This window comes from Streptomyces sp. 6-11-2, from assembly GCF_006540305.1.
Taxonomy (GTDB): Bacteria; Actinomycetota; Actinomycetes; order Streptomycetales; family Streptomycetaceae; genus Streptomyces.
The window spans coordinates 6,554,761-6,575,576 of record NZ_BJOR01000001.1 but is presented as its reverse complement, the minus strand read 5'-3'; the positions used below and the strand labels follow the sequence as shown (position 1 = coordinate 6,575,576).

Sequence of the window (20,816 nt, the reverse complement as noted above, 5' to 3'; positions counted from 1 at the left end):
TTCGGAGGAGCGTTCTCATGCGTCACCCGCACACGCGCACCGCCCGCCGCACAGTGGTCGGGGCTCTGACCGCAGGACTGCTGTGCACCACGGGACTTGCCGCCCCGGCCGTCGCCGCACCCGCCGGGGCACCCACCGCCGCGACCGCCGCGCGGGACTCCGTCACGCCCACGCGGGCCGACGGGCTCGCCCTCACCCCTCCGATGGGCTTCAACAACTGGAACTCCACGCACTGCCGGGCCGAGTTCGACGAGTCCATGGTCAAGGGCATCGCCGACCTCTTCGTCGCCAAAGGGCTGAAGGACGCCGGGTACCAGTACGTCAATCTCGACGACTGCTGGGCCCTGCCCGCCCGCGACGCGAACGGCAAGCTCGTGCCCGACCCGGTCCGGTTCCCGAACGGCATCGAGGCCGTCGCGGACTACGTGCACTCCAAGGGACTCAAGCTGGGCATCTACACCAGCGCCGGCACCAAGACGTGCAACAGCGCCGGATTCCCCGGCGCGCTCGGCCACGAGTACAGCGACGCCCAGCAGTTCGCCGACTGGGGTGTGGACTACCTCAAGTACGACAACTGCAACAACCAGGGCGTGGACGCCGAGCTGCGGTACACCACCATGCGGGACGCGCTGAGGGCGACCGGCCGGCCCATCGTTTACAGCCTCTGCGAATGGGGCGAGAACAAGCCCTGGGAATGGGCCTCCGACGTCGGGCACCTGTGGCGCACGACCGGTGACATCAGCGACAGCTGGGGCTCGATGCTGTCGATCCTGAAGCAGAACCTGCCGCTCGCCCCGTACGCCGGTCCGGGCCACTGGAACGACCCCGACATGCTGGAGGTCGGCAACGGCGGCATGACGGACGCCGAGTACCGCACCCACTTCTCGATGTGGTCCGTGATGGCCGCGCCCCTCCTCATCGGATCGGACCTGCGCAAGGCCTCCGAGGCGACCTTCGACATCCTGGCCAACAAGGAGGTCATCGCCGTCGACCAGGACCCGCTGGGCAAGCAGGGCGCCGTCGTCTCCTCCGAGGGCGGGCGCTGGGTCGTGGCCAAGGAGATGAAGGACGGCAGCCGCGCCGTCGCCCTGTTCAACGAGACCGGCAGCCCGCAGCGCGTCGCCACCTCCGCGCGGGCCGTGGGCCTGCCCGACGCCGCCGCCTACACCCTGCGCGATCTGTGGCGGCACCGCTCCTACAACACCGCGGGCACGATCTCGGCGACCGTTCCGTCCCACGGCACCGTCCTGGTCCGGGTCTTCCCCGACCGCCGCTGGGCCGCGAACCCGCCCGTCGTCGAACTCGGCCTGGACGGCGCTCCGTTGCTGGAGGCGGGCAAGCCGGCGACGCTGACCACGACCGTCACCGACCTGGGCCGTACGCCGGCCACGCAGGTCTCCGTGGCCCTGACCGGCCCCGAGGGCTGGACGGTACGGCCCGAGTCCGCGACCCGCGCCGAGTCGGTACCGACGGGCAAGGCGCTGCGCACCCTCTGGACGGTCACCGCACCGGCCGGAACGCCGACGGGGTCGTACGACCTGACGCTTCAGGCGCGTCACCGCTCCCCCGGTGGCGCCCGCGCCGACAGCGCCCTGGCCTTCTCCGCCGGCGTGGTGGTGCGGCCGCCCGCCGGGACGTCGTACCTCAGTGACCTTCCCTGGCTCTCGGCCACCAACGGCTACGGCCCGGTGGAACGCGACACCAGCAACGGCGAGAGCGCCGCCGGTGACGGTCACCCGATCACCCTCGGCGGGGTCGTGTACGCCAAGGGGCTCGGCGTCCACGCGGAGAGCGCCGTCGAGTACTACACCGGCGGGACCTGCCGGACGGTCACCGCCGACGTCGGCGTCGACGACGAGAAGAACGGCAAGGGCACGGTCGCGTTCGAGATCTGGGCGGACGGCAGGAAGGCCGCCGCCACCGGGGTCCTCACCAACGCGACCGGCGCGCGGCCGCTGTCGGCCGACGTGACCGGCGCGCAGGTGGTCCGCCTCGTCGTCACGGACGGCGGCGACGGGATCGACTCGGACCACGCGGACTGGGCGGACGCCCGCCTGGTGTGCTGAGCCGTGCGAGGAGGCGTTGCTCGGCGACTCACGCGCCGGGAGCGCCTCCTCGCACGCGTCCGGCTCTCAGAGGGGGCCGAGGTCGCCCAGCGGGTCCTCGTAGGGGTCCGGCCGCTGCCGCCCCAGGAAGAGCACCAGCGAGGCGGCGACGGCCACCAGCCCCGGCACCACGCTGAGGGGGCCCGGCCCCAGCGCCCACCAGCACACGACGAACAGCGGCGGCGAGAAGGCGACCGCCACCAACGCGATGCGCTGGGTGACCCCGGCCGACCAGGCCGACCGCAGCGGGCCCGGGTCGGTCCGCCACCGCAGGACCATGCCGATCACGACCAGGGATGTCGTCACGACGCAGGTCGGCAGGCCGATGTGCGGGAGTTTCTGCCATTCCACCCCGGAACTCGGTTCGAGCAACAGCGCGCCCTGCACGAGCGCCCCGGCGCCGATCAGGGCGAAGGCTCCACCGAACGTCCGGACGAGCTTGATGTCTCGTGACGTTTTCGGCCGCCACGGCCGGCCGTTCAGCCGGAACCTCTGCCGTGTCGCCCCGCGATGGTCGAAGGCCAGTCCGCCGCCGAACACGACGGCCACGACTCCCCACACCAGCAGGAAGAGCGCCAGGGCGTTTCCGCCCCCGGCCGTACTCTGCTGCGCCACCACCAGTCCCCCTCCGGCTTCCGACGTGCACGGCTCACATCATGGACCGCGGCCGCCGTTTCAGACCCCGGCCGCCGTCACGCCCGTTCGCGCCGCGAGCGCTGCCGCCGCCGCTCCCACCAGGCCGGCGTCCGTGCCCATCTGGGCCGGGGCGACCGTCAGACGCCGTACGAAGGAGAGGGTGGCGTAGTCGGCCAGGGCCCGGCGCAGCGGGGCGAGGAGCACCTCCCCCGCCTTGGCCACTCCCCCGCCGATCACCGCGATGTCGATCTCGACCAGGGTCGCGGTGGCGGCGATGCCCGCGGCCAGGGCGCGGGCGGCGCGGGCGAAGGAAGCCATGGCGACCGGGTCCCCGGCGCGGGCTGCGGCGGCCACCGCGGCGGCCGAGGTGTCGCCGTCGGGACCCGGGCGCCAGCCGTGGTCCAGGGCCCGGCGAGCGATGTTCGGGCCGCTCGCGATGCGCTCCACGCAGCCCCGCGAACCGCACGGGCACGGGTCGCCGTCGAGGTCGACGCTGATGTGGCCGATGTGTCCGGAGTTGCCGGTCGGGCCGGGGTGCAGCCGCCCGTCGAGGACCAGGCCGCCGCCGACGCCGGTGGAGACGACCATGCACAGCGCGTTGTCGTGTCCGCGGGCGGCACCCTGCCAGTGCTCGGCCGCCGCGATCGCCACACCGTCGCCGATCAGCTCCACGGGCAGGCCGCCGGCCGCGGCACGGGCCCGCTCGACCAGCGGATAGCCCCGCCAGCCGGGCACGTTGACCGGACTGACCGTGCCCGCGGAGGCGTCCACCGGGCCCGCGCTGCCGATACCCAGGACCGTGGCACGCCCCCACAGCGGCGACGCTCCCAGCTCACCGAGTACCTCCGCCACGGCCCGCATCACGGTGTCCCCGTCCTCCTGCGCGGGCGTCGGGCGCTGCGCGCGCACCAGGATGCCGCCGCGGCCGTCCACCAGCGCTCCGGCGATCTTGGTGCCGCCGATGTCCAGCGCAGCCACGAGGTCGGTGTGCATCAGAGTCAGATCTCCCCGTCAACCATGAGAAAACCAAGAGGTGGGCGCAGTCCGGTATCGCTGTGGGGGGCGCGGTCCGGAGTATGCGGTGGACAGTCTCTCGTGCATATGACAACGTTGTCCAGGTTCTATGCTCGACGCCACATCCTCATACGAACCCATGGACCGACGCATCCCCGTGAACGCGATTCGTCCCCGTGGACGACAGGACAGGACACCGCACCGTGCCCGAGACCGCCCGTCGAGCAGACCGCCCCGCAGACCACCCGCATCGCGGCTCCGGGAACCGCTACGGCAGCCGTCCGACGATGAAGGACGTGGCGGCACGCGCGGGCGTCGGCTTGAAGACCGTCTCCCGCGTGGTCAACGGCGAGCCCGGGGTCACCCCGGACACGGAGCGGCGCGTCCAGGACGCCATCGCGGCCCTGGGCTTCCGCCGCAACGACAGCGCGCGGGTGCTGCGCAAGGGCCGTACGTCGAGCGTGGGCCTGGTCCTGGAAGACCTAGCCGACCCGTTCTACGGGCCGCTGAGCCGCGCGGTGGAGGAGGTGGCCCGCGCCCACGGCGCCCTGCTCATCAACGGCTCCAGCGCGGAGGACCCGGAGCGCGAGCAGGAACTGGCGCTGGCACTGTGCGCACGGCGGGTGGACGGGCTGGTCGTGATCCCGGCCGGTGACGACCACCGGTATCTGGAGCCGGAGATCAAGGCGGGCGTCGCGACCGTGTTCGTGGACCGTCCGGCCGGGAACATCGAAGCCGACGTCGTACTGTCGGACAACTTCGGCGGCGCCCGCGACGGCGTCGCCCACCTGATCGCCCACGGCCACCGCCGGATCGGCTTCATCGGCGACATGCCCCGCATCCACACGGCCGCCGAGCGTCTGCGCGGCTACCGGGCGGCGATGCAGGACGCGGGCATAGCGGTCGAGGACTCCTGGATGTCGCTGGGCGTCACGGACCCGGAACGGGTGCGCCGCGCCGCCGAGACGATGCTGTCCGGGCCCGATCCGGTCACCGCGGTCTTCGCGGGCAACAACCGGGTGACCGTCACCGTGATCCGCGTGCTGGCCGAGCAGGCGCGCCGGGTCGCCCTCGTCGGCTTCGACGACATCGAACTGGCCGATCTGCTCCAGCCGGGCGTCACCGTCGTCGCCCAGGACGCGGCGGCCCTCGGCCGGACCGCCGCCGAGCGCCTCTTCCGCCAGCTGGACGGCACCCTCCTCGCCCCGGAACGCATCGAACTCCCGACCCGGCTGGTCACCCGCGGCTCGGGCGAACTGCCACCGTCGGACTGAACCACTCGTGGGGCCGGCCCCGCGGGCTCTCCGGGAGGCACCCGGGCGATGCTGCGCGCGGCAGGGCCGGATCCGCCGCCTGCGCGCGCGGGGCAGGCGGGACACGCGGCTGGACACCCGTACCAGGTGGAGCACGCGGATGATCGGGGCGGCGCCGAGACACGCACGGGGGCGTGACCGCGGGAGTCAGGACCCCGCGGTCACGCCCCTGTCGGTGTCCCCGGCTACTGCGCCGAGGCGGTCAGGTCGCCGCGGCGCGGGGCGGAGAAGGACTCCAGGTCGGCGCGGGTCAGGCCGGTGAGCCGGGCGACCTCGGCGGAGTCGAGGGCGCCGCAGTCCAGGCCGCGCAGCAGGTAGCCGCTGAGCGCCTTGGCGGTGGCGGGCTCGTCCATGACCTCGCCGCCGGCACGGCTGACGTAGCGGGCCAGGCGGGCCGCCGCCTGCTCGAAGCCCTCGCGGTAGAAGGCGAACACGGCCGCGTACCGGGTGGGGATGTGGCCGGGATGCATGTCCCAGCCCTGGTAGTAGGCGCGGGCCAGGGCGCGGCGGGTGAGGCCGAAGTGCAGCCGCCAGGCGTCGTGCACCTTCTCGGTCGGGCCGACCGGCAGGACGTTGGTGGAGCCGTCCGAGACGCGTACGCCCGTGCCTGCCGCGGCGACCTGCATCACGGCCTTGGCGTAGTCGGCGGCCGGGTGGTCGCTGGCCTGGTAGGCGGCGGAGACACCGAGGCAGGCGCTGTAGTCGAAGGTGCCGTAGTGCAGTCCGGTCGCGCGGCCCTCGGCGGCCTGGATCATCCGGGCGACGGTGGCGGTGCCGTCGACGGCGAGGATGGACTGGCTGGTCTCGATCTGGAGCTCGAAGCCGAGGCGGCCGGGCGCCAGCCCATGGGCCTTCTCGAAGGCCTCGAGCAGCCGGGCCATGGCGGTGACCTGCTCGGGATAGGTCACCTTCGGCAGAGTCAGGACCAGCCCCTCGGGCAGGCCCCCGTCCGCCATCAGGCCGGTGAGGAAGATGTCGAGGGTGCGGATGCCCCGGTCGCGGACCGCCGCCTCCAGACACTTCATGCGGATGCCCATGTAGGGGGCGGCCGTTCCGTTCCGGTGCGCCTCGGCGACCAGCCTGGCCGCGCGGGCGGCCGCCTCGTCCTCCTCCGCGTCCGGGCGGGGGCCGTAGCCGTCCTCGAAGTCGATCCGCAGGTCCTCGACGGGCTCCCGCTCCAGCTTGGCGCGGACGCGGTCGTACACGGGAGCGGCCAGTTCGTCGCTCAGGCCGAGGACGGCGGCGAAGGAGGCCGCGTCCGGGGCGTGTTCGTCGAGCGCGGCGAGCGCCTGGTCGCCCCAGGAGCGGATGGTGCCGGCGTCGAAGACGTCGCCGGGCACGTAGACGGTGTGCACGGGCTGGCGGGTACCGGGGTCGCCCGGGTAGAGGCGCTCCAGTTCGGCGTCGACCGGCGCGAGGGAGGCGCTGATCTCCTCGCTGACAGCGCCCGCGAGGCTCGTCGCCACGTTCTCCTGCTGGCCCTGACCCATCCCACACCCTCCTGTTTTCCGCTTCTCGGAATCAATAATCCGCAGTACGAAGTTATCCGTGGATCTTCCCGTGGGTCAACACCGTCTTTCGCGCGACCGCCCACGCCTTCATCCTGGCGCGCGGGAGGAGGGGATCACCCGTCGAGGCTCCGGGGACTCCGGGGGTGTGCCGCCAGGACGAGCCGAGGCCCCCGCGTCCCACCCGGAGAGGGCGGGGCACGGGGGCCTCGGTCGGCGTCGGAGGATCAGCCCTTGCGGGCCTTGATCTCCTCGGTGAGCTGCGGGACGACCGCGAACAGGTCGCCGACCACGCCGTAGTCGACCAGGTCGAAGATCGGGGCCTCGGAGTCCTTGTTGACCGCGACGATCGTCTTCGAGGTCTGCATGCCGGCCCGGTGCTGGATCGCGCCGGAGATGCCGTTGGCGATGTACAGCTGCGGGGACACGGACTTGCCGGTCTGGCCGACCTGGCTGGTGTGCGGGTACCAGCCGGCGTCGACGGCGGCACGCGAGGCGCCGACGGCCGCGCCGAGGGAGTCGGCGAGCGCCTCGATGACCGCGAAGTTCTCCGCGCCGTTCACGCCACGGCCGCCGGAGACCACGATCGCGGCCTCGGTCAGCTCCGGACGCCCGGTCGACTCACGCGGCGTCCGGCCGGTGACCTTGGTGCCGGTCGCCTGGGCGGAGAAGGACACGTTGAGGGCCTCGACCGCACCGGCGGCCGGGGCGGCCTCCACGGCGGCCGAGTTCGGCTTGACGGTGATGACCGGGGTGCCCTTGGAGACACGGGACTTGGTGCTGTACGAGGCGGCGAACACCGACTGGGTGGCCACCGGACCCTCGTCGCCGGCCTCCAGGTCGACGGCGTCGGTGATGATGCCGGAACCGATGCGCAGCGCCAGGCGGGCGGCGATCTCCTTGCCCTCGGCGGAGGACGGGACGAGCACGGCGGCCGGGGAGACGGCCTCGACCGCGGCCTGGAGGGCGTCCACCTTCGGCACGACCAGGTAGTCGGCGTACTCGGGCGCGTCGTGGGTGAGGACCTTCGCCGCGCCGTGCTCGGCGAGCGTCGCGGCGGTGTCCGCGGCACCCGCGCCGAGGGCGACGGCGACCGGCTCGCCGATGCGGCGGGCCAGGGTCAGCAGCTCCAGGGTCGGCTTGCGGACGGCACCGTCCACGTGGTCGACGTAGACGAGGACTTCAGCCATGGGACTTCTTCTCTCCTGCTTGCGAAGGGGGGCGGTCGGCGGGTTGCGGGCCTCAGATGAACTTCTGGCTCGCGAGGAACTCGGCGAGCTGCTTGCCGCCCTCGCCCTCGTCCTTGACGATCGTGCCGGCGGTGCGGGCCGGGCGCTCCGTGGCGGAGTCGACGGCCGTCCAGGCGTTCTCCAGACCGACCTCGTCCTCGTCGATGTCCAGGTCGGACAGGTCCCAGGACTGAACCGGCTTCTTCTTGGCCGCCATGATGCCCTTGAAGGACGGGTAACGGGCCTCGCCCGACTGGTCGGTGACCGAGACCACCGCGGGCAGGGACGCCTCGAGCTGCTCCGAGGCGGCGTCGCCGTCCCGGCGGCCCTTCACGGTGCCGTCCTCGACCGACACCTCGGCCAGCAGCGTCACCTGCGGCACGCCCAGGCGCTCGGCCAGCAGCGCCGGGACCACGCCCATGGAGCCGTCGGTGGAGGCCATGCCGGAGATCACCAGGTCGTAGCCGGCCTTCTCGATCGCCTTGGCCAGCACCAGCGAGGTGCCGATGGCGTCCGTGCCGTGCAGGTCGTCGTCCTCGACGTGGATCGCCTTGTCGGCGCCCATCGAAAGCGCCTTGCGCAGCGCGTCCTTGGCGTCCTCCGGACCCACCGTCAGAACGGTGACCTCAGCCTCGTCGGCGTTCTCCGCGATCTGCAGCGCCTGCTCGACCGCGTACTCGTCCAGCTCGGAGAGCAGACCGTCCACGTCGTCCCGGTCGACGGTCAGGTCATCGGCGAAGTGCCGGTCGCCAGTGGCGTCGGGCACGTACTTCACAGTGACAACGATCCTCAAGCTCACGCCGGCTCTCCTACTGCATCGTCTTCTCTGGGCTGCCTTCCTGCAGGCAGCATAGGCGCCTGAAGCGGCCGATCCCGGTCAGGGCGACCGCGCGCTCCGAGCGGAATATTACTCGCCAGTACACCCAGTTCATGCCCGCTGAGCAAGCGCTTTGAACTGTGACCTTCGCAACGCAGCGTAACCGGAACCCGACGGCTTCGCAGGGGAGCGCCGAGGTGATCAATCACGCAGCGCGCCGAAGCGGCCCTGATGGTAGAGAAGCGGACGGCCGACGCCCGTGGGGTCGCCCAGGACGACCTCGGCCAGCACGATGCGGTGGTCCCCGGCCGGCACCCGCGTGACGACCCGGCACACCATCCAGGCGAGCACGCCGTCGAGGACGGGCACCCCCTCGGGGCCCTCGCGCCACGCCGTCGGCGCTCCGAAGCGGTCGGCACCGCTGCGCGCGAAGGTGGCGGCCAGTTCCTCCTGGTGCTCCCCGAGTATGTGGACGCCGACGTGGTCGGTCGCGGCGATCGCCGGCCAGCTGGAGCCGCCGGTGCCGACGCCGAAGGAGAGCAGCGGGGGCTCGGCGGAGACGGAGGTGAGGGAGGTGGCGGTGAAGCCGACCGGACCGGCGTCGCCCCGGGCGGTGATCACCGCGACGCCCGCCGCGTGCCGCCGGAAGACGGAGCGCAGCAGCTGGGGGGAGGCGAGCCGGACGGTGGCGGAGGCGCCCAGGTCGGACGTGGCCGTCATGGAGCTGTCCTTCTGCTGGTCGGACGAGCGGGATCCGTGGCTGCTCAACAGTCCGGGCGGCACGCGCTCGTGGGGCGGGCTGGGTCGACGCGGGGCCGCCCGAGAAGAAGGAGTTCCGCGGGCAAGCGGTCAGGCTCACGATAGTTGGCGTGCCCAGTCAAGTACGTCCCGGGATGTGGGTGCTGTCCCGCCGTCATGGATCCGGACCTCACAACGCCTCCCCCAGGGCCGCGATGACGTCCGCCGTGCGCGGCTGTCCGGCGGCCCGCCGTACCACGCGGCCGTCCGCGTCGAGGACGAGCACGGTCGGCGTCCTGAGGATTCCGAGTTCGCGCACGAGGTCGAGCCGGGCCTCGGCGTCGACCTCGACGTGCGCCACGCCGGGGACCATGCGGGCCACCTCGCCGAGGACTCTCCTGGTCGCCCGGCAGGGTGCGCAGAAGGCGCTGGAGAACTGCACCAGCGTGGCACGCGCGCCGAGGTCCTCACCGAGTTCGGCCGCCCCGAGCCGCCTGTCCTCGCCACATCCCCCCACGCCTGCTCTCCTGTTCCGCTGTGCCGCCGCCGTACCTTCGCGAACGCGCCCGCGCGCGCCGACCGGTTCAGCGCGCCCGCGAGCGCGGAGATTCCCGGAACCCGGGACGGGTCCGCCGGGCGGTGGCCGCGGCCGGCGGTCCGTGGGCGCGGTGTGGCCGCTGTGGGCCGTCGGGCGGAATCTCACGGGTGACGTGACGAGGATCTCGCCGTGGACGGGCACGTGGACTGGCTCCCGGGCCGTTCTTGGGGCACGATCTGCGACAGGCCGTAAACCTACGGCAGCGTAACTTCAGCCGGGAGCCCCTTCCCTGGCAGAGAGAAGGGTCCGTCCCGCTCATGGCAGAGCTCGTCTACCGCCCCGTCATCGGTCTCGCCCGCACGATGTTCAAGGCGTGGGACCTCAAGATCGACTGCCGGGGCTCGGAGAACATCCCGCGCACGGGCGGCGCCGTGCTGGTGAGCAATCACATCAGCTATCTGGACTTCGTCTTCAACGGGCTCGCGGCGCTCCCGCAGAAGCGCCTGGTGCGTTTCATGGCCAAGGAGTCGGTCTTCCGGCACCGGATCTCCGGTCCCCTGATGCGCGGCATGAAGCACATCCCGGTGGACCGCGCCAACGGTGAGGCGGCGTACGCGCGAGCGCTGGACTCGCTGCGGTCCGGCGAGGTGATCGGGGTGTTCCCGGAGGCCACGATCTCCGAGTCGTTCACGCTGAAGAGCTTCAAGTCGGGCGCGGCACGCCTCGCGCAGGAGGCGGGTGTTCCGCTGATCCCGATGGCCGTCTGGGGCACGCAGCGGCTGTGGACCAAGGGCCACCCGCGCAACTTCAAGCGCAGCCACATCCCAGTCACGATCCGCGTGGGCGAGGCCATGGAGGCCTCCCGCGAGCAGTACGCGGGCGCCCTCACCCGCCGGCTGCGCGAACGCGTCCAGGAGCTCCTGGAGGCCGCCCAGCGCGCCTACCCGGTCCGCCCCCGGTCTGCCGACGACACCTGGTGGATGCCCGCCCACCTCGGCGGCACGGCCCCCACCCCGGACCAGCTCCGCACGGCCGGGGCGCACTGAACCCGGCCGGGACCGCACGGCGCACCGGAAGGTGACGGAGCGGGCCCGGGTCCAGAGCCTCTTGTTTGGATCATGCCGGGCTCGCGGGCCCTGACAGCGCTCCCCCAAGCTCTTCGAGCAGGGGGTACCCCCAGCCGCGTTGTCGTCGGCCTGGCAGGGCTCCGCCCTGCCGCCCTCCTCCGCCGTGCGATCCACGGCACCGGACCCCGCTCCCTGATCCGACCTGATCCAAACGAAAGACCCTATGACGCGGGCGGCCGTACGGTGACCTCGGCGCCCGGGCTGAACTTCTCCAGCAGCTCGGCGAGTTCGGCCGCCGCCGCCTCCACCTCGGCCACCGGCATCGGGGGCAGGCTCTCCAGCAGGAAGATGCCCGACGCGGTCTGCTCGGTGAGACGGGTACGCGGGCCCTGGCGCCAGTTCCAGCGGCGGCAGGTCACGCCGGCCTCGTCGCACCACACCACCTCGCCCGCGTCCGGGTGTTCGACGGTCTCCTCGCCGCCCGCGACGGTCACGAAGTCCTCCTCGCCGCTGGCCCGCACCAGGCGCATACCGCCCTCGATCCGGTCGAGGTCCTCGCCTCCGACCGGGATGAGATGGGCGACGCTGATGGCGTTGTAGAGATCGACGAGCAGGTTGATACGGGGCAGTCCGGCGTCGGTCACCGCCCGCCGGGCCAGCGCCTCCGCCGAGTTGCGGGTACGGGAGGGCTTGGAGCCGAACGCCGTGTAGGTCTCGCGCCAGGCGGCCATGTGCGGGTCCTCGTGCGGGGCGCGCCCCTCCAGCCGCGCCGCCAGACGGCGTGCGGCCTCGTCGAGGAGCGCCGAGGAGGCATCGGTGCTCGGTCCGCCCACCAGCCCGTGGGCCTCGACGGCCACGTGGGTGAAGCCGGGCGTGAGTGCGCGTACCTCGTCGGACACGGTGAGCGTCGGTGCCATGTTCTCCCGCCTCGCGGTCAGAGTGCGGCAGGGAGCGTCTTCCACAGCCGCGGCCGGTCCGGAGCGGCCGTGAGGGCGGCCAGCACGGCCGGGTGCGGTTCAGCGTACAGCACCGGATAGTCCAGCTCGTTGGACTTCGGATCCGGTACGAAGGCCAGGCGCTCACCGGTGAGGGAGAACCGGGCGTCGACGCCCGGCTTGTTGCCGCGCGGGTCCTGCCGGTGCCAGGCTCCGTTGAACCGGACGGCGATCAGTCCGTGCACCACGTGCCCGCCGTCGCCGTCGTGCGTCAGCCGCTGGTAGCACAGCGCCGTCGGGATGTCCTCGGCCCGCAGCAGCGCCGCCAGGGCATGGGCCTTGGCGTAGCAGATGCCGGTGCGCAGCCGGAGGACGTCGGAGGCCCGCCAGGTGACGCGCGGGTCGCCGGAGTCCTGCGAGTGCGGGATGCCGTCGCGCACGAACTCGTACGCGGACCGTGCATAGGCATACGAGTCTGCCACCCCCTCGGCGAGACGGGCAGCCGTCTCGCGGACCATCGGGTGCTCATGGTCGATCACCTCGTCGGCGGCCAAATATGCAGACAGGTCAGGGGTGTTCTGGATCAGCTCCATGCCCGCAGAGCATAGGAATGCGACCACTCGAACGTCAATGACTTTTCGAGCGATCGCATAACTATGCAGATCCGACCGGTGTGCGGCCGCTAGCGCGCCATCTCCTCCTTCACCGCGGCCACGAACGTGTCCACGTCGTCCTCGGTGGTGTCGAAGGCGCACATCCAGCGCACGACGCCCTCCGCCTCGTCCCAGAAGTAGAAGCGGAACCGCTTCTGCAGGCGCTCGCTCACCTCGTGCGGGAGCTTGGCGAAGACCCCGTTGGCCTGCACCGGGTAGAGGATCTCCACGCCGTGCACGGCGCGCACGCCTTCCGCGAGCCGCTGCGCCATCTCGTTGGCGTGCCGGGCGTTGCGCAGCCACAGGTCCTTGGCGAGCAGCGCCTCCAACTGCACCGACACGAAACGCATCTTGGAGGCGAGCTGCATGCTCATCTTGCGGATGTGCTTCATCTGGCGGACGGAGTCCTGGTTGAGGACCACGACCGCCTCGCCGAACATCGCGCCGTTCTTCGTCCCGCCCAGGGAGAGGATGTCGACGCCGACGGCGTTGGTGAACGTCCGCATCGGCACGTCCAGGGAGGCGGCCGCGTTGGCGATGCGGGAGCCGTCCAGGTGCACCTTCATGCCCCGCGCGTGCGCGTGCTCGCAGATGGCGCGGATCTCCTCGGGCGTGTAGAGGGTGCCGAGTTCGGTGCTCTGGGTGATCGAGACGGCCTGCGGCATCGCCCGGTGCTCGTCCTCCCAGCCGTACGCCTGCCGGTCGATCAGCTCGGGGGTGAGCTTGCCGTCGGGCGTGGGCACGGTGAGCAGCTTCAGGCCGCCCATGCGCTCGGGGGCGCCGCCCTCGTCGACGTTGATGTGCGCGCTCTCCGCGCAGATCACCGCGCCCCAGCGGTCGGTGACCGCCTGGAGCGCCACGACGTTCGCGCCGGTTCCGTTGAACACCGGGAACGCCTCCGCGGTGGCGCCGAAGTGGCTGCGGACGATCCGCTGGAGGTTCTCGGTGTAGTCGTCCTCGCCGTACGCGACCTGGTGCCCGCCGTTGGCCACGGCCAGGGCGGCGAGCACCTCCGGGTGGACCCCGGCGTAGTTGTCGCTGGCGAACCCGCGGACCTCGGGGTCGTGATGGCGACGCGCGTCGGTCCTGGGAGGGTTCACGGCTTGTCGGTCAGCCACAGACGGTTTCCGTTCACTTCCGCGGCGGGCTTGCTCCACACGTCGACGATGGCCTCGGCCAGGTCCTTGACGTCCGTGAAGCCCGCGAACTTCGCGTTGGGGCGGTCGGCGCGCATCGCGTCGTGCACCAACGCCTTCACCACCAGGATCGCAGCCGCGGACGTCGGCCCTTCGGCGCCCTCGCTCTTTCCCGCCTTGCGGAAGAAGTCGGCCATGGCCAGCGTCCACGCCTCGGCGGCCGCCTTGGCGGCGGAGTACGCCGCGTTGCCCGCGGTGGGCTTGCTGGCGCCGGCCGCGCTGATCAGGACGTACCGGCCGCGCTCGCTGCGCTGCAGCGCCTCGTGGAAGGCCAGGGAGGTGTGCTGCACGGTGCGGATGAGCAGCAGCTCAAGGAAGTCCCAGTCGTCCAGGCTGGTCTTGGTGAAGGTCTCGCTGCCGCGCCAGCCGCCCACGAGGTGGACCAGGCCGTCGATCCGACCGAAGTCCTTCTCGATGTGCGCGGCCCAGTCGCGGGTGGACTGGAGGTCGAGCAGGTCGACGGTGTCCCCGGTGACGCGGGCGCCGCCGGAGGCGTACCGGGCGGCGTCCACGGCCTGCGAGAGCCGCTCCGGGTCGTTGTCCGCGCCGACGACGGTCGCACCCGCCTCGGCGAGCCTGAGCAGCGCCGCCCGGCCGGCCGGTCCGCCCGCGCCGGCCACCGCGATCACCGCACCGCTGAGAGCCCCGTTCCCCACCATGTTCCTCGCCTCCTGCGCAGTGTTCTCGGTTTCGCGGCCGCTCACGCGGCGACCCGCTCGGCGCTGTCCGCCACGATGCCCCTGGTCGAGGCGATCACATTCTTCAGCTTCTTGGACAGTGCCTCGTAGAACATGCTGAGCGGAAACTCGTCCGGAAGCACGTCATCCACGAGCTTGCGCGGGGGCTGGGTCAGGTCCAGGGCGTCGGGGCCCTTGGCCCACTTGGAGCCCGGGTGCGGAGCGAGGTAGGTGGAGACCAGTTCGTAGCCGGCGAACCAGTGGACCAGCTTGGGGCGGTCGATGCCGTCGCGGTAGAGCTTCTCGATCTCGGCGCACAGCTGGTTGGTGACCTGCGGGGCGCGCTCCCAGTCGATGGTCAGCTTGTTGTCGGTCCAGCGCACCACGTCGTGCTTGTGCAGGTAGGCGAAGAGCAGCTGACCGCCGAGGCCGTCGTAGTTGCGCACGCGCTCGCCGGTGACCGGGAAGCGGAACATGCGGTCGAACAGCACCGCGTACTGCACGTCACGGGCCTGTGCGACACCGTCGGCCTGGAGCCTCACGGCCTCCTTGAAGGCGGTGAGGTCGCAGCGCAGCTCCTCCAGGCCGTACATCCAGAACGGCTGGCGCTGCTTGATCATGAACGGGTCGAACGGCAGGTCGCCGTGGCTGTGGGTGCGGTCGTGGACCATGTCCCACAGTACGAAGGCCTCCTCGCAGCGCTTCTGGTCGTGGACCATGGCGGCGATGTCCTCGGGCAGTTCGAGGCCCAGGAGGTCGACGGCGGCGGCGGTGACGCGGCGGAAGCGCGCGGCCTCGCGGTCGCAGAAGATGCCGCCCCAGGAGAACCGTTCCGGCGCCTCGCGCACGGCGATGGTCTCCGGGAAGAGGACGGCGGAGTTGGTGTCGTAGCCGCCCGTGAAGTCCTCGAACGTGATGCCGCAGAACAGCGGGTTGTCGTAGCGGGTGCGCTCCAGCTCCGCCAGCCAGTCCGGCCAGACCATGCGCAGCACGACCGCCTCCAGGTTGCGGTCCGGGTTGCCGTTCTGCGTGTACATGGGGAAGACGACGAGGTGCTGGAGGCCGTCCGCGCGGTTCGCGGCGGGCTGGAAGGCCAGCAGCGAGTCCAGGAAGTCCGGTACCTCGAAGCCGCCCTCGGCCCAGCGGCGCAGGTCCCGCACGAGTGCCTCGTGGTAGGCGGCGTCGTGCGGCAGCAGCGGGGACAGCTCCTCGACGGCGTCGATCACACGCCGTACGGCGGCGTCGGCGTCCGCGCGGCCGGGGGCGCCCTCGGCCGTGAAGTCGATCGAGCCGTCCTTCGACTGCCATGGCCGGATTCGCTCCACGGCATCCTTGAGCACGGGCCACGCCGGGTGCTCAACCACCCTGGCCACCGGAGGAACCTTCTCCTCCGCACCCACCTGCACAAGAATTTCCGTCATGTCTCATCCTCCACGGGACAACCTCGCGTAAGGAGACGGTATACATACAGGGTTTCTCCCAGCAAGGGGGACCTCGGGAAATTATTCTGCGCGCAGCCATGGTCACCGGCTATTTTCCTGCCGTACACCCGGACGGGGCCAGACCCGGTAGGCCGGTCGGGTGACCGACGCCACGTCTCCCCGGGGGCGGTTTCCGGCCGTGGGCGACCGTGCGAAGGCTTCACGGCCCGGCGGTCAACGCGACCGGGGACTCGCCCACGCCGGAGTGACCACCGCGACGGATCCGGCCCGTTCCTGCGGGCCGTCACCCCACTGCGGCGTGTACGCGGGGGTTCAACCAGCGTGTGGGCCATTAGGCTGCGTCACTACCGCGCGGACGACGAGGTCCAACCGCTCCGCGCCGCGCAGAGCCGCCGTCGACGGAAGCGAGTTGAACTTTGAACTTCCTTACCATCGGTCACCGCGGAGTCCTGGGAGTCGAGCCCGAGAACACCCTCCGTTCCTTCGTCGCCGCCCAGCAGGCCGGACTGGACGTCATCGAACTCGATCTGCACCTGAGCAAGGACGGCGCCCTTGTCGTCATGCACGACGACAAGGTGGACCGCACCACCGACGGCAGCGGCGCGATCGCGGACAAGACACTCGCCGAGCTGCGCTCCCTGGACGCCGGCCGCGGCGAGCGGATCCCCCTCTTCGAGGAGGTCCTCGACGCGGTGCGGTCACCGCTCCAGGCCGAGATCAAGGACGTGACCGCGGCCCGCGCCCTGGCCGAGGTGCTGCACGAGCGGGACCTGGTCTCCCGCGTCGAGGTGTCCTCGTTCCACGACGAGGCGATCGCCGAGATCGCCCGGCTGGTGCCGGGAGTGCGCACCGCGCTCGTGGCCGATCGCTACGGCTCCGAGGTCGTCGAACGCGCCACCGCCGCCGGCGCCGCGACCGTCTGCCTCAACATCCGCCGGCTCACCCTCGAGATCGTCGAGCACGCGCGCAAGGCGGACCTGAGGATCATCGGCTGGGTCGTCAACACCCTGGACCATCTGCGTCTGGTCCGCGCCCTGGAGCTGGACGGGGCCACCACCGACTACCCGGAGATCAAGCTCACCGGCCGCTTCACCGCCTGACAGTGAGGATGTACGTGAGCGTTCCCCGGTGGGGTCTGACCCACCGCCTGACTGACTCAGGGTCCTCAACGGGATCTGTCGGCCCCGGCCGGGGGACGCTCGCGTGCATCCGCCGGACCGGGGGACGTGACTTCATAAGAGCCTGGCCACAGGCCCCATCACTGTCTTGTCCGCCCTCCCGGCCGACGGGTGCCATCCCACCCGATCGAATGGACAGGACGGCACAACCCACGATGGCACAGCACCGGGTCGAGGTCACCGGCGGCGTCGACACTCACAAGGACACTCACACCGCAGCCACAATCGACTCCGCCGGCCGGGTCCTGGGTTCGGCCCAGTTCCCCGCCTCCGCACTCGGCTACCGCATGCTCCTGGCCTGGCTGCGTTCCTTCGGCGCCCTGGCCATGGTCGGGGTCGAGGGCACAGGCGCCTACGGCGCCGGGCTGGCCCGTTACCTGCGCGAACACGATGTCACGGTGGTCGAGATCGATCGTCCGGACCGCAAGACCCGCCGCTGGCAGGGCAAGTCCGACCCGGTTGATGCCGAGGCCGCGGCGCGGGCTGCGTTGTCCGAACGGCGGACCGGCACCCCGAAGTTCCGTGACGGCGGGGTCGAGGCCCTTCGGGCCTTGCGGGTCGCCCGCCGCAGCGCGGTTCAGCAGCGAGCCGACGCCGCCCGGCAGATCAAGAACCTGATCGTCACCGCGCCGGAAGGCGTCCGCACCATGCTGCGGCATCTGAAGGACAAGGACCTCCTCGCCATCTGCGCGGGCTTCCGCCCCAGCCTTGACCAGGCCGGTGATCCGGTCACAGCGACGAAGATCGCGCTTCGTTCCCTCGCCCGCCGTCACCGCGACCTTGGCCAGGAGATCGACGAACTGGACGAGCTGATAGCCCCGCTCACCCAGGAGATCAACCCTGCCCTGACCAAGCTGAACGGTGTCGGCCCCGACGTCGCCGGCCAGCTGCTGGTCACCGCAGGCGACAACCCCGACCGCCTCCGGTCGGAGGCAGCGTTCGCAATGCTGTGCGGCGTCGCACCGCTGCCCGCCTCATCCGGGCGCACCCACCGACACCGCCTCAACCGGGGCGGCGTCCGGGCCGCGAACGCGGCCCTCTACCGGATAGTTCTCTGCCGCCTGCGCTGGGACCAGCGCACCCGCGCCTACATGGAACGACGGACCAAAGAGGGCCTGTCGAAGAAAGAGATCATCCGTTGCCTCAAGCGGTTCGTCGCCCGCGAGATCTACCAAGCCCTTCTCACACCCGGCACCACATGCAACACCGTCGAGCGACTCACCACCACAGCATGATGCTGCCCATCGCCTGCGTTGGACGGGATGGGTTCAGATCGCAATCAGCCTCTCCAGAAAGAACTCGCCCATGGACGGATAGATGAGCAGTGACTGCACTCGGTAGCGCCCGGAGGGAACATTCACCTGGATCGCATCGTCCTCACCGACTTCGGCACCACGTACTCCGGAATCCAGAAGAACGTACTGGCCGCCCAGTGTGATCTCGAAGGCGTCTTGCCACTCATCCGAGTTCATGACCTGTTCCACCGCGTCTTCCAGCCCGGCATCGTCATCACAGCCGACCCACCGGACAAAAGTCATTGCCCTATCCAGATAGGCCACCGGAAGTCCCTGCCCTCCCAGCGTAAGCACTTCCCCATGGTCCGAGAGCACGACTTTCCCGACATGCGCGGGGGACACCACGTCCGCCTCGGTGCCGTTCCAAGCCTTCAGATACGGCGCCGGACATAGCGCGTAGTAACCGAAGTCCGTCCCATCGAGCCAATCCACTTACAGCCACCCCAGATCTCAGCGTCCATGTCCGACAACCTTTGCACGGTGGCGCACCAGCCGGCGCTTGACATCCATAAGAGCATCCCCGAGGCGGGGACCCCTGAGCGAGATGCCTAGGCGAGTTCCTTGACCAGCAGCTCGAACTCCAGGTCGTCGCGCTGCGGAATGCCGAACCGCTCGTCGCCGTACGGGAAGGGGGTCGTCCTTCCCGTACGGCGGTAGCCGCGGCGCTCGTACCAGGCGATCAGGTCCTCGCGCACGGAGATCACGGTCATGTGCATCTCGCTGGCGCCCCAGTCCTCCCGGGCCTGGCGCTCGGCCTCCGCGATGACCACCTTGCCCAGGCCCGCGCCCTGCAGTGTGGGGCTGACGGCGAACATGCCGAAGTAGGCGTGGTCCCCCTGGTGCTCCAGTTGGCAGCAGGCGACCACGCGACCGTCCCGCTCGACCGTCAGCAGCCTGCTCCCGGGCGACTTGATCACCTCCAGCACGCCCCCGGGGTCCGTCCGCTGCCCCTGCAGGATGTCCGCCTCGGTGGTCCAGCCGGCCCGGCTGGAGTCCCCGCGGTACGCCGACTCGATCAGGTCCACCAGCGTGTCGACATCGGCGTCGCGGGCGTCACGGAAGGTCAGTCCGCTGGCGGCGGTCTTCATGGGTCGAGCCTTTCGGTTCGGGCGCTGTCGGGCGGGGCGAGCGCCATCCTGCCACTAGGCTCCAGGTGCATGGTGCACGTACTCAGCAGCCGGACATTGGTCCGGCCCACGGACCCCGAGCGCTCCCGTGCCTTCTACGGCGACCGGCTCGGCCTCGCCGTCTACCGCGAGTTCGGCACGGGGCCGGAGCGCGGCACCGTCTACTTCCTCGGTGGCGGTTTCCTGGAACTCTCCGGACGCTCCGACGGCCCGCCGTCCCCGTCCGTGCGGCTGTGGCTCCAGGTCGAGGACGTGGCGGCGGCCCACGAGGAGCTGCGGGCGAAGGACGTCGAGATCACGCGTGAGCCGGTGCGCGAGCCGTGGGGTCTGATCGAGATGTGGATCGCCGATCCGGACGGCACACCCATCGTCCTCGTCGAGGTGCCGGCGGAGCACCCGCTGCGGTACCGGGCGGGGATCTGAGCCGGATCCGGGCGCGGCGGCCGCGGGCGGCTCCCGCTGGCCCGCGTCGGCGGCCGGGGCTAGCGTGCTGGTGGGTGGGGATGAGCCTTCCCGGAGGAGTGTCATGGAGTTCGACAAGCCTGTGGTCGGCGGACCCTGCTGGGCGGAGCTGGGCACCAGCGATCTGGAGGCGGCCACACGGTTCTACACGGAGGTGTTCGGCTGGCGCATGCGGCGCGACCCCCGGCTGGTCTCGGGGGACTACACCTTCGCCCACCTCGGGGACGCGCCGGTCGCCGCGATCACGCCCCTGTACCAGAGGTCGCAGCCGGTCGCGTGGAACGTCTCGTTCGCCGTCGCCGACGCGGACGCCGTGGCGAACAAGGTGGTGGAGGCCGGCGGGACGGTGATCCACGGTCCGAGGGACATCTACGACGAGGGCCGCTTCACCGTCGCGCTCGACCCGTCGGGCGCGGCCTTCCAGATGTGGCAGGCGCGGGAGTTCTCCGGTGCCGGGGTGTTCAACCGGCCCGGCTCACTCGGCTGGGTGGAACTGGTCACCCGCAACCCCAAGCGGGCCAGGGACTTCTACACGAGCGTGTTCGGCTGGAGCGTCAACGCCTCGGAGTGGTACACGCAGTGGGGTCTGCACGGCGAGGACTTCGGCGGCGTGACGGCGATGCACGACCGCTTCCCGGCCGATGTGCCGCCGCACTGGCTGCCGTACTTCGCGGTCGAGGACGTCGACGCGACCACGGACATCGCGGTCCGGGCCGGCGCCAAGGCCCTGCTGGAGCCCACCGCACTCCCGGACGGCCCCCGTATCGCGGTCCTGCGGGACCCCCAGGGCGCGACCTTCGGCATCTACCGGTCCGCCCGGGAGAGCTGAGGCCCGTCCAGGAAGGCCGAGGCCCGCTCCGGGGAGCCGAAGAACCCGTAACGGTCC

At 71.2% G+C, this 20,816-nt stretch carries 21 protein-coding genes; 7 read left to right on the top strand and 14 right to left on the bottom strand.

The annotated features are described in order from the left end of the window. Positions 1 to 17: 17 nt before the first annotated feature. A complete protein-coding gene (locus TNCT6_RS29295; RefSeq protein ID WP_172633082.1) occupies positions 18 to 2,066 on the top strand; it encodes an NPCBM/NEW2 domain-containing protein in 2,049 nt (682 codons plus the stop codon). A 66-nt stretch (positions 2,067 to 2,132) separates the two neighbouring features. Here TNCT6_RS29295 and TNCT6_RS40120 read toward each other — a convergent pair whose 3' ends face one another. Beyond that, positions 2,133 to 2,720, bottom strand: a complete 588-nt coding sequence (locus TNCT6_RS40120) for a hypothetical protein (protein WP_172633081.1) — start codon at positions 2,718 to 2,720, stop codon at positions 2,133 to 2,135. A gap of 60 nt (positions 2,721 to 2,780) precedes the next feature. Then, positions 2,781 to 3,734 carry an ROK family protein gene (locus TNCT6_RS29285; RefSeq protein ID WP_141363763.1) on the bottom strand — a complete coding sequence of 318 codons (954 nt, stop codon included), beginning with the start codon at positions 3,732 to 3,734 and terminating at the stop codon, positions 2,781 to 2,783. Between the two features lie 224 nt (positions 3,735 to 3,958). On the opposite strand from TNCT6_RS29285, the gene TNCT6_RS29280 reads away from it, so the two are divergent. Continuing rightward, on the top strand, positions 3,959 to 5,029 hold the full coding sequence (locus TNCT6_RS29280; protein ID WP_141363761.1) for a LacI family DNA-binding transcriptional regulator: 1,071 nt from the start codon (positions 3,959 to 3,961) through the stop codon (positions 5,027 to 5,029). Positions 5,030 to 5,253: 224 nt separating this feature from the next. On the opposite strand, the gene TNCT6_RS29275 is transcribed toward TNCT6_RS29280, so the two are convergent. From TNCT6_RS29275 to TNCT6_RS29255, 5 genes are all read right to left on the bottom strand, one after another. Then, positions 5,254 to 6,558 carry an aldolase/citrate lyase family protein gene (locus TNCT6_RS29275; RefSeq protein WP_141363760.1) on the bottom strand — a complete coding sequence of 435 codons (1,305 nt, stop codon included), beginning with the start codon at positions 6,556 to 6,558 and terminating at the stop codon, positions 5,254 to 5,256. Positions 6,559 to 6,803: 245 nt separating this feature from the next. Next, a complete protein-coding gene (locus TNCT6_RS29270; RefSeq protein WP_141363758.1) occupies positions 6,804 to 7,766 on the bottom strand; it encodes an electron transfer flavoprotein subunit alpha/FixB family protein in 963 nt (320 codons plus the stop codon). Positions 7,767 to 7,818: 52 nt separating this feature from the next. Beyond that, positions 7,819 to 8,604 carry an electron transfer flavoprotein subunit beta/FixA family protein gene (locus TNCT6_RS29265; RefSeq protein WP_141363756.1) on the bottom strand — a complete coding sequence of 262 codons (786 nt, stop codon included), beginning with the start codon at positions 8,602 to 8,604 and terminating at the stop codon, positions 7,819 to 7,821. Positions 8,605 to 8,823: 219 nt separating this feature from the next. After that, a complete protein-coding gene (locus TNCT6_RS29260; RefSeq protein ID WP_141363754.1) occupies positions 8,824 to 9,342 on the bottom strand; it encodes a flavin reductase family protein in 519 nt (172 codons plus the stop codon). Positions 9,343 to 9,550: 208 nt separating this feature from the next. Next, on the bottom strand, positions 9,551 to 9,877 hold the full coding sequence (locus tag TNCT6_RS29255; RefSeq protein WP_141363752.1) for a thioredoxin family protein: 327 nt from the start codon (positions 9,875 to 9,877) through the stop codon (positions 9,551 to 9,553). Positions 9,878 to 10,215: 338 nt separating this feature from the next. Here TNCT6_RS29255 and TNCT6_RS29250 point away from each other — a divergent pair, with 338 nt between their 5' ends. Next, complete coding sequence (locus tag TNCT6_RS29250) at positions 10,216 to 10,944, top strand: 1-acyl-sn-glycerol-3-phosphate acyltransferase (RefSeq protein ID WP_141363750.1); 729 nt, start codon at positions 10,216 to 10,218, stop codon at positions 10,942 to 10,944. A 242-nt stretch (positions 10,945 to 11,186) separates the two neighbouring features. On the opposite strand, the gene TNCT6_RS29245 is transcribed toward TNCT6_RS29250, so the two are convergent. The 5 genes from TNCT6_RS29245 to TNCT6_RS29225 form a co-directional block, all read right to left on the bottom strand. After that, positions 11,187 to 11,882: a B3/4 domain-containing protein gene (locus TNCT6_RS29245; RefSeq protein WP_141363748.1), complete on the bottom strand. Its 696-nt coding sequence runs from the start codon at positions 11,880 to 11,882 to the stop codon at positions 11,187 to 11,189. Positions 11,883 to 11,899: 17 nt separating this feature from the next. Beyond that, positions 11,900 to 12,493, bottom strand: a complete 594-nt coding sequence (locus tag TNCT6_RS29240; protein ID WP_141363746.1) for a transglutaminase domain-containing protein — start codon at positions 12,491 to 12,493, stop codon at positions 11,900 to 11,902. 89 nt (positions 12,494 to 12,582) lie between these two features. Continuing rightward, complete coding sequence (locus TNCT6_RS29235) at positions 12,583 to 13,653, bottom strand: low specificity L-threonine aldolase (RefSeq protein ID WP_141363744.1); 1,071 nt, start codon at positions 13,651 to 13,653, stop codon at positions 12,583 to 12,585. Further along, positions 13,650 to 14,408, bottom strand: coding sequence for an SDR family NAD(P)-dependent oxidoreductase (locus tag TNCT6_RS29230; protein ID WP_253266259.1), 759 nt, complete (start codon positions 14,406 to 14,408; stop codon positions 13,650 to 13,652). Before TNCT6_RS29230 ends, TNCT6_RS29235 begins: the two co-directional genes overlap by 4 nt. 41 nt (positions 14,409 to 14,449) lie before the next feature. Next, on the bottom strand, positions 14,450 to 15,847 hold the full coding sequence (locus TNCT6_RS29225) for a DUF6421 family protein (RefSeq protein ID WP_141363742.1): 1,398 nt from the start codon (positions 15,845 to 15,847) through the stop codon (positions 14,450 to 14,452). A gap of 437 nt (positions 15,848 to 16,284) precedes the next feature. Here TNCT6_RS29225 and TNCT6_RS29220 point away from each other — a divergent pair, with 437 nt between their 5' ends. Further along, entirely contained in the window at positions 16,285 to 16,968 is a 684-nt protein-coding gene (locus TNCT6_RS29220; protein WP_141363740.1) for a glycerophosphodiester phosphodiesterase family protein, read from the top strand. A 209-nt stretch (positions 16,969 to 17,177) separates the two neighbouring features. After that, a complete protein-coding gene (locus TNCT6_RS29215; RefSeq protein WP_373996211.1) occupies positions 17,178 to 18,281 on the top strand; it encodes an IS110 family transposase in 1,104 nt (367 codons plus the stop codon). Between the two features lie 33 nt (positions 18,282 to 18,314). Here the strand turns inward: TNCT6_RS29215 and TNCT6_RS29210 are convergent, their stop codons facing one another. Both TNCT6_RS29210 and TNCT6_RS29205 read right to left on the bottom strand, forming a co-directional pair. After that, positions 18,315 to 18,773, bottom strand: a complete 459-nt coding sequence (locus tag TNCT6_RS29210; protein WP_141363736.1) for an Imm21 family immunity protein — start codon at positions 18,771 to 18,773, stop codon at positions 18,315 to 18,317. 116 nt (positions 18,774 to 18,889) lie between these two features. Further along, positions 18,890 to 19,429, bottom strand: coding sequence for a GNAT family N-acetyltransferase (locus TNCT6_RS29205; protein WP_141363734.1), 540 nt, complete (start codon positions 19,427 to 19,429; stop codon positions 18,890 to 18,892). Positions 19,430 to 19,498: 69 nt separating this feature from the next. Here TNCT6_RS29205 and TNCT6_RS29200 point away from each other — a divergent pair, with 69 nt between their 5' ends. Together TNCT6_RS29200 and TNCT6_RS29195 are read left to right on the top strand one after the other, a co-directional pair. Beyond that, positions 19,499 to 19,891 (top strand): VOC family protein, encoded by a 393-nt coding sequence (locus tag TNCT6_RS29200; RefSeq protein WP_141363732.1) that lies wholly within the window; start codon positions 19,499 to 19,501, stop codon positions 19,889 to 19,891. A 103-nt stretch (positions 19,892 to 19,994) separates the two neighbouring features. Next, the gene (locus tag TNCT6_RS29195; protein ID WP_141363730.1) at positions 19,995 to 20,759 is read left to right on the top strand and encodes a VOC family protein; all 765 of its coding nucleotides are present in this window, start codon (positions 19,995 to 19,997) and stop codon (positions 20,757 to 20,759) included. Positions 20,760 to 20,816: the final 57 nt, after the last annotated feature.

Coding starts and splice junctions, on each gene's coding strand:
- TNCT6_RS29230 (WP_253266259.1), bottom strand. CDS start 14,408: ATGGTGGGGAACGGGGCTCTCAGCGGTGCGGTGATCGCGGTGGCCGGC.
- TNCT6_RS29205 (WP_141363734.1), bottom strand. CDS start 19,429: ATGAAGACCGCCGCCAGCGGACTGACCTTCCGTGACGCCCGCGACGCC.
- TNCT6_RS29295 (WP_172633082.1), top strand. CDS start 18: ATGCGTCACCCGCACACGCGCACCGCCCGCCGCACAGTGGTCGGGGCT.
- TNCT6_RS29215 (WP_373996211.1), top strand. CDS start 17,178: ATGGACAGGACGGCACAACCCACGATGGCACAGCACCGGGTCGAGGTC.
- TNCT6_RS29245 (WP_141363748.1), bottom strand. CDS start 11,882: ATGGCACCGACGCTCACCGTGTCCGACGAGGTACGCGCACTCACGCCC.
- TNCT6_RS29195 (WP_141363730.1), top strand. CDS start 19,995: ATGGAGTTCGACAAGCCTGTGGTCGGCGGACCCTGCTGGGCGGAGCTG.
- TNCT6_RS29270 (WP_141363758.1), bottom strand. CDS start 7,766: ATGGCTGAAGTCCTCGTCTACGTCGACCACGTGGACGGTGCCGTCCGC.
- TNCT6_RS29260 (WP_141363754.1), bottom strand. CDS start 9,342: ATGACGGCCACGTCCGACCTGGGCGCCTCCGCCACCGTCCGGCTCGCC.
- TNCT6_RS29200 (WP_141363732.1), top strand. CDS start 19,499: ATGGTGCACGTACTCAGCAGCCGGACATTGGTCCGGCCCACGGACCCC.
- TNCT6_RS29285 (WP_141363763.1), bottom strand. CDS start 3,734: ATGCACACCGACCTCGTGGCTGCGCTGGACATCGGCGGCACCAAGATC.
- TNCT6_RS29240 (WP_141363746.1), bottom strand. CDS start 12,493: ATGGAGCTGATCCAGAACACCCCTGACCTGTCTGCATATTTGGCCGCC.
- TNCT6_RS29275 (WP_141363760.1), bottom strand. CDS start 6,558: ATGGGTCAGGGCCAGCAGGAGAACGTGGCGACGAGCCTCGCGGGCGCT.
- TNCT6_RS29225 (WP_141363742.1), bottom strand. CDS start 15,847: ATGACGGAAATTCTTGTGCAGGTGGGTGCGGAGGAGAAGGTTCCTCCG.
- TNCT6_RS29250 (WP_141363750.1), top strand. CDS start 10,216: ATGGCAGAGCTCGTCTACCGCCCCGTCATCGGTCTCGCCCGCACGATG.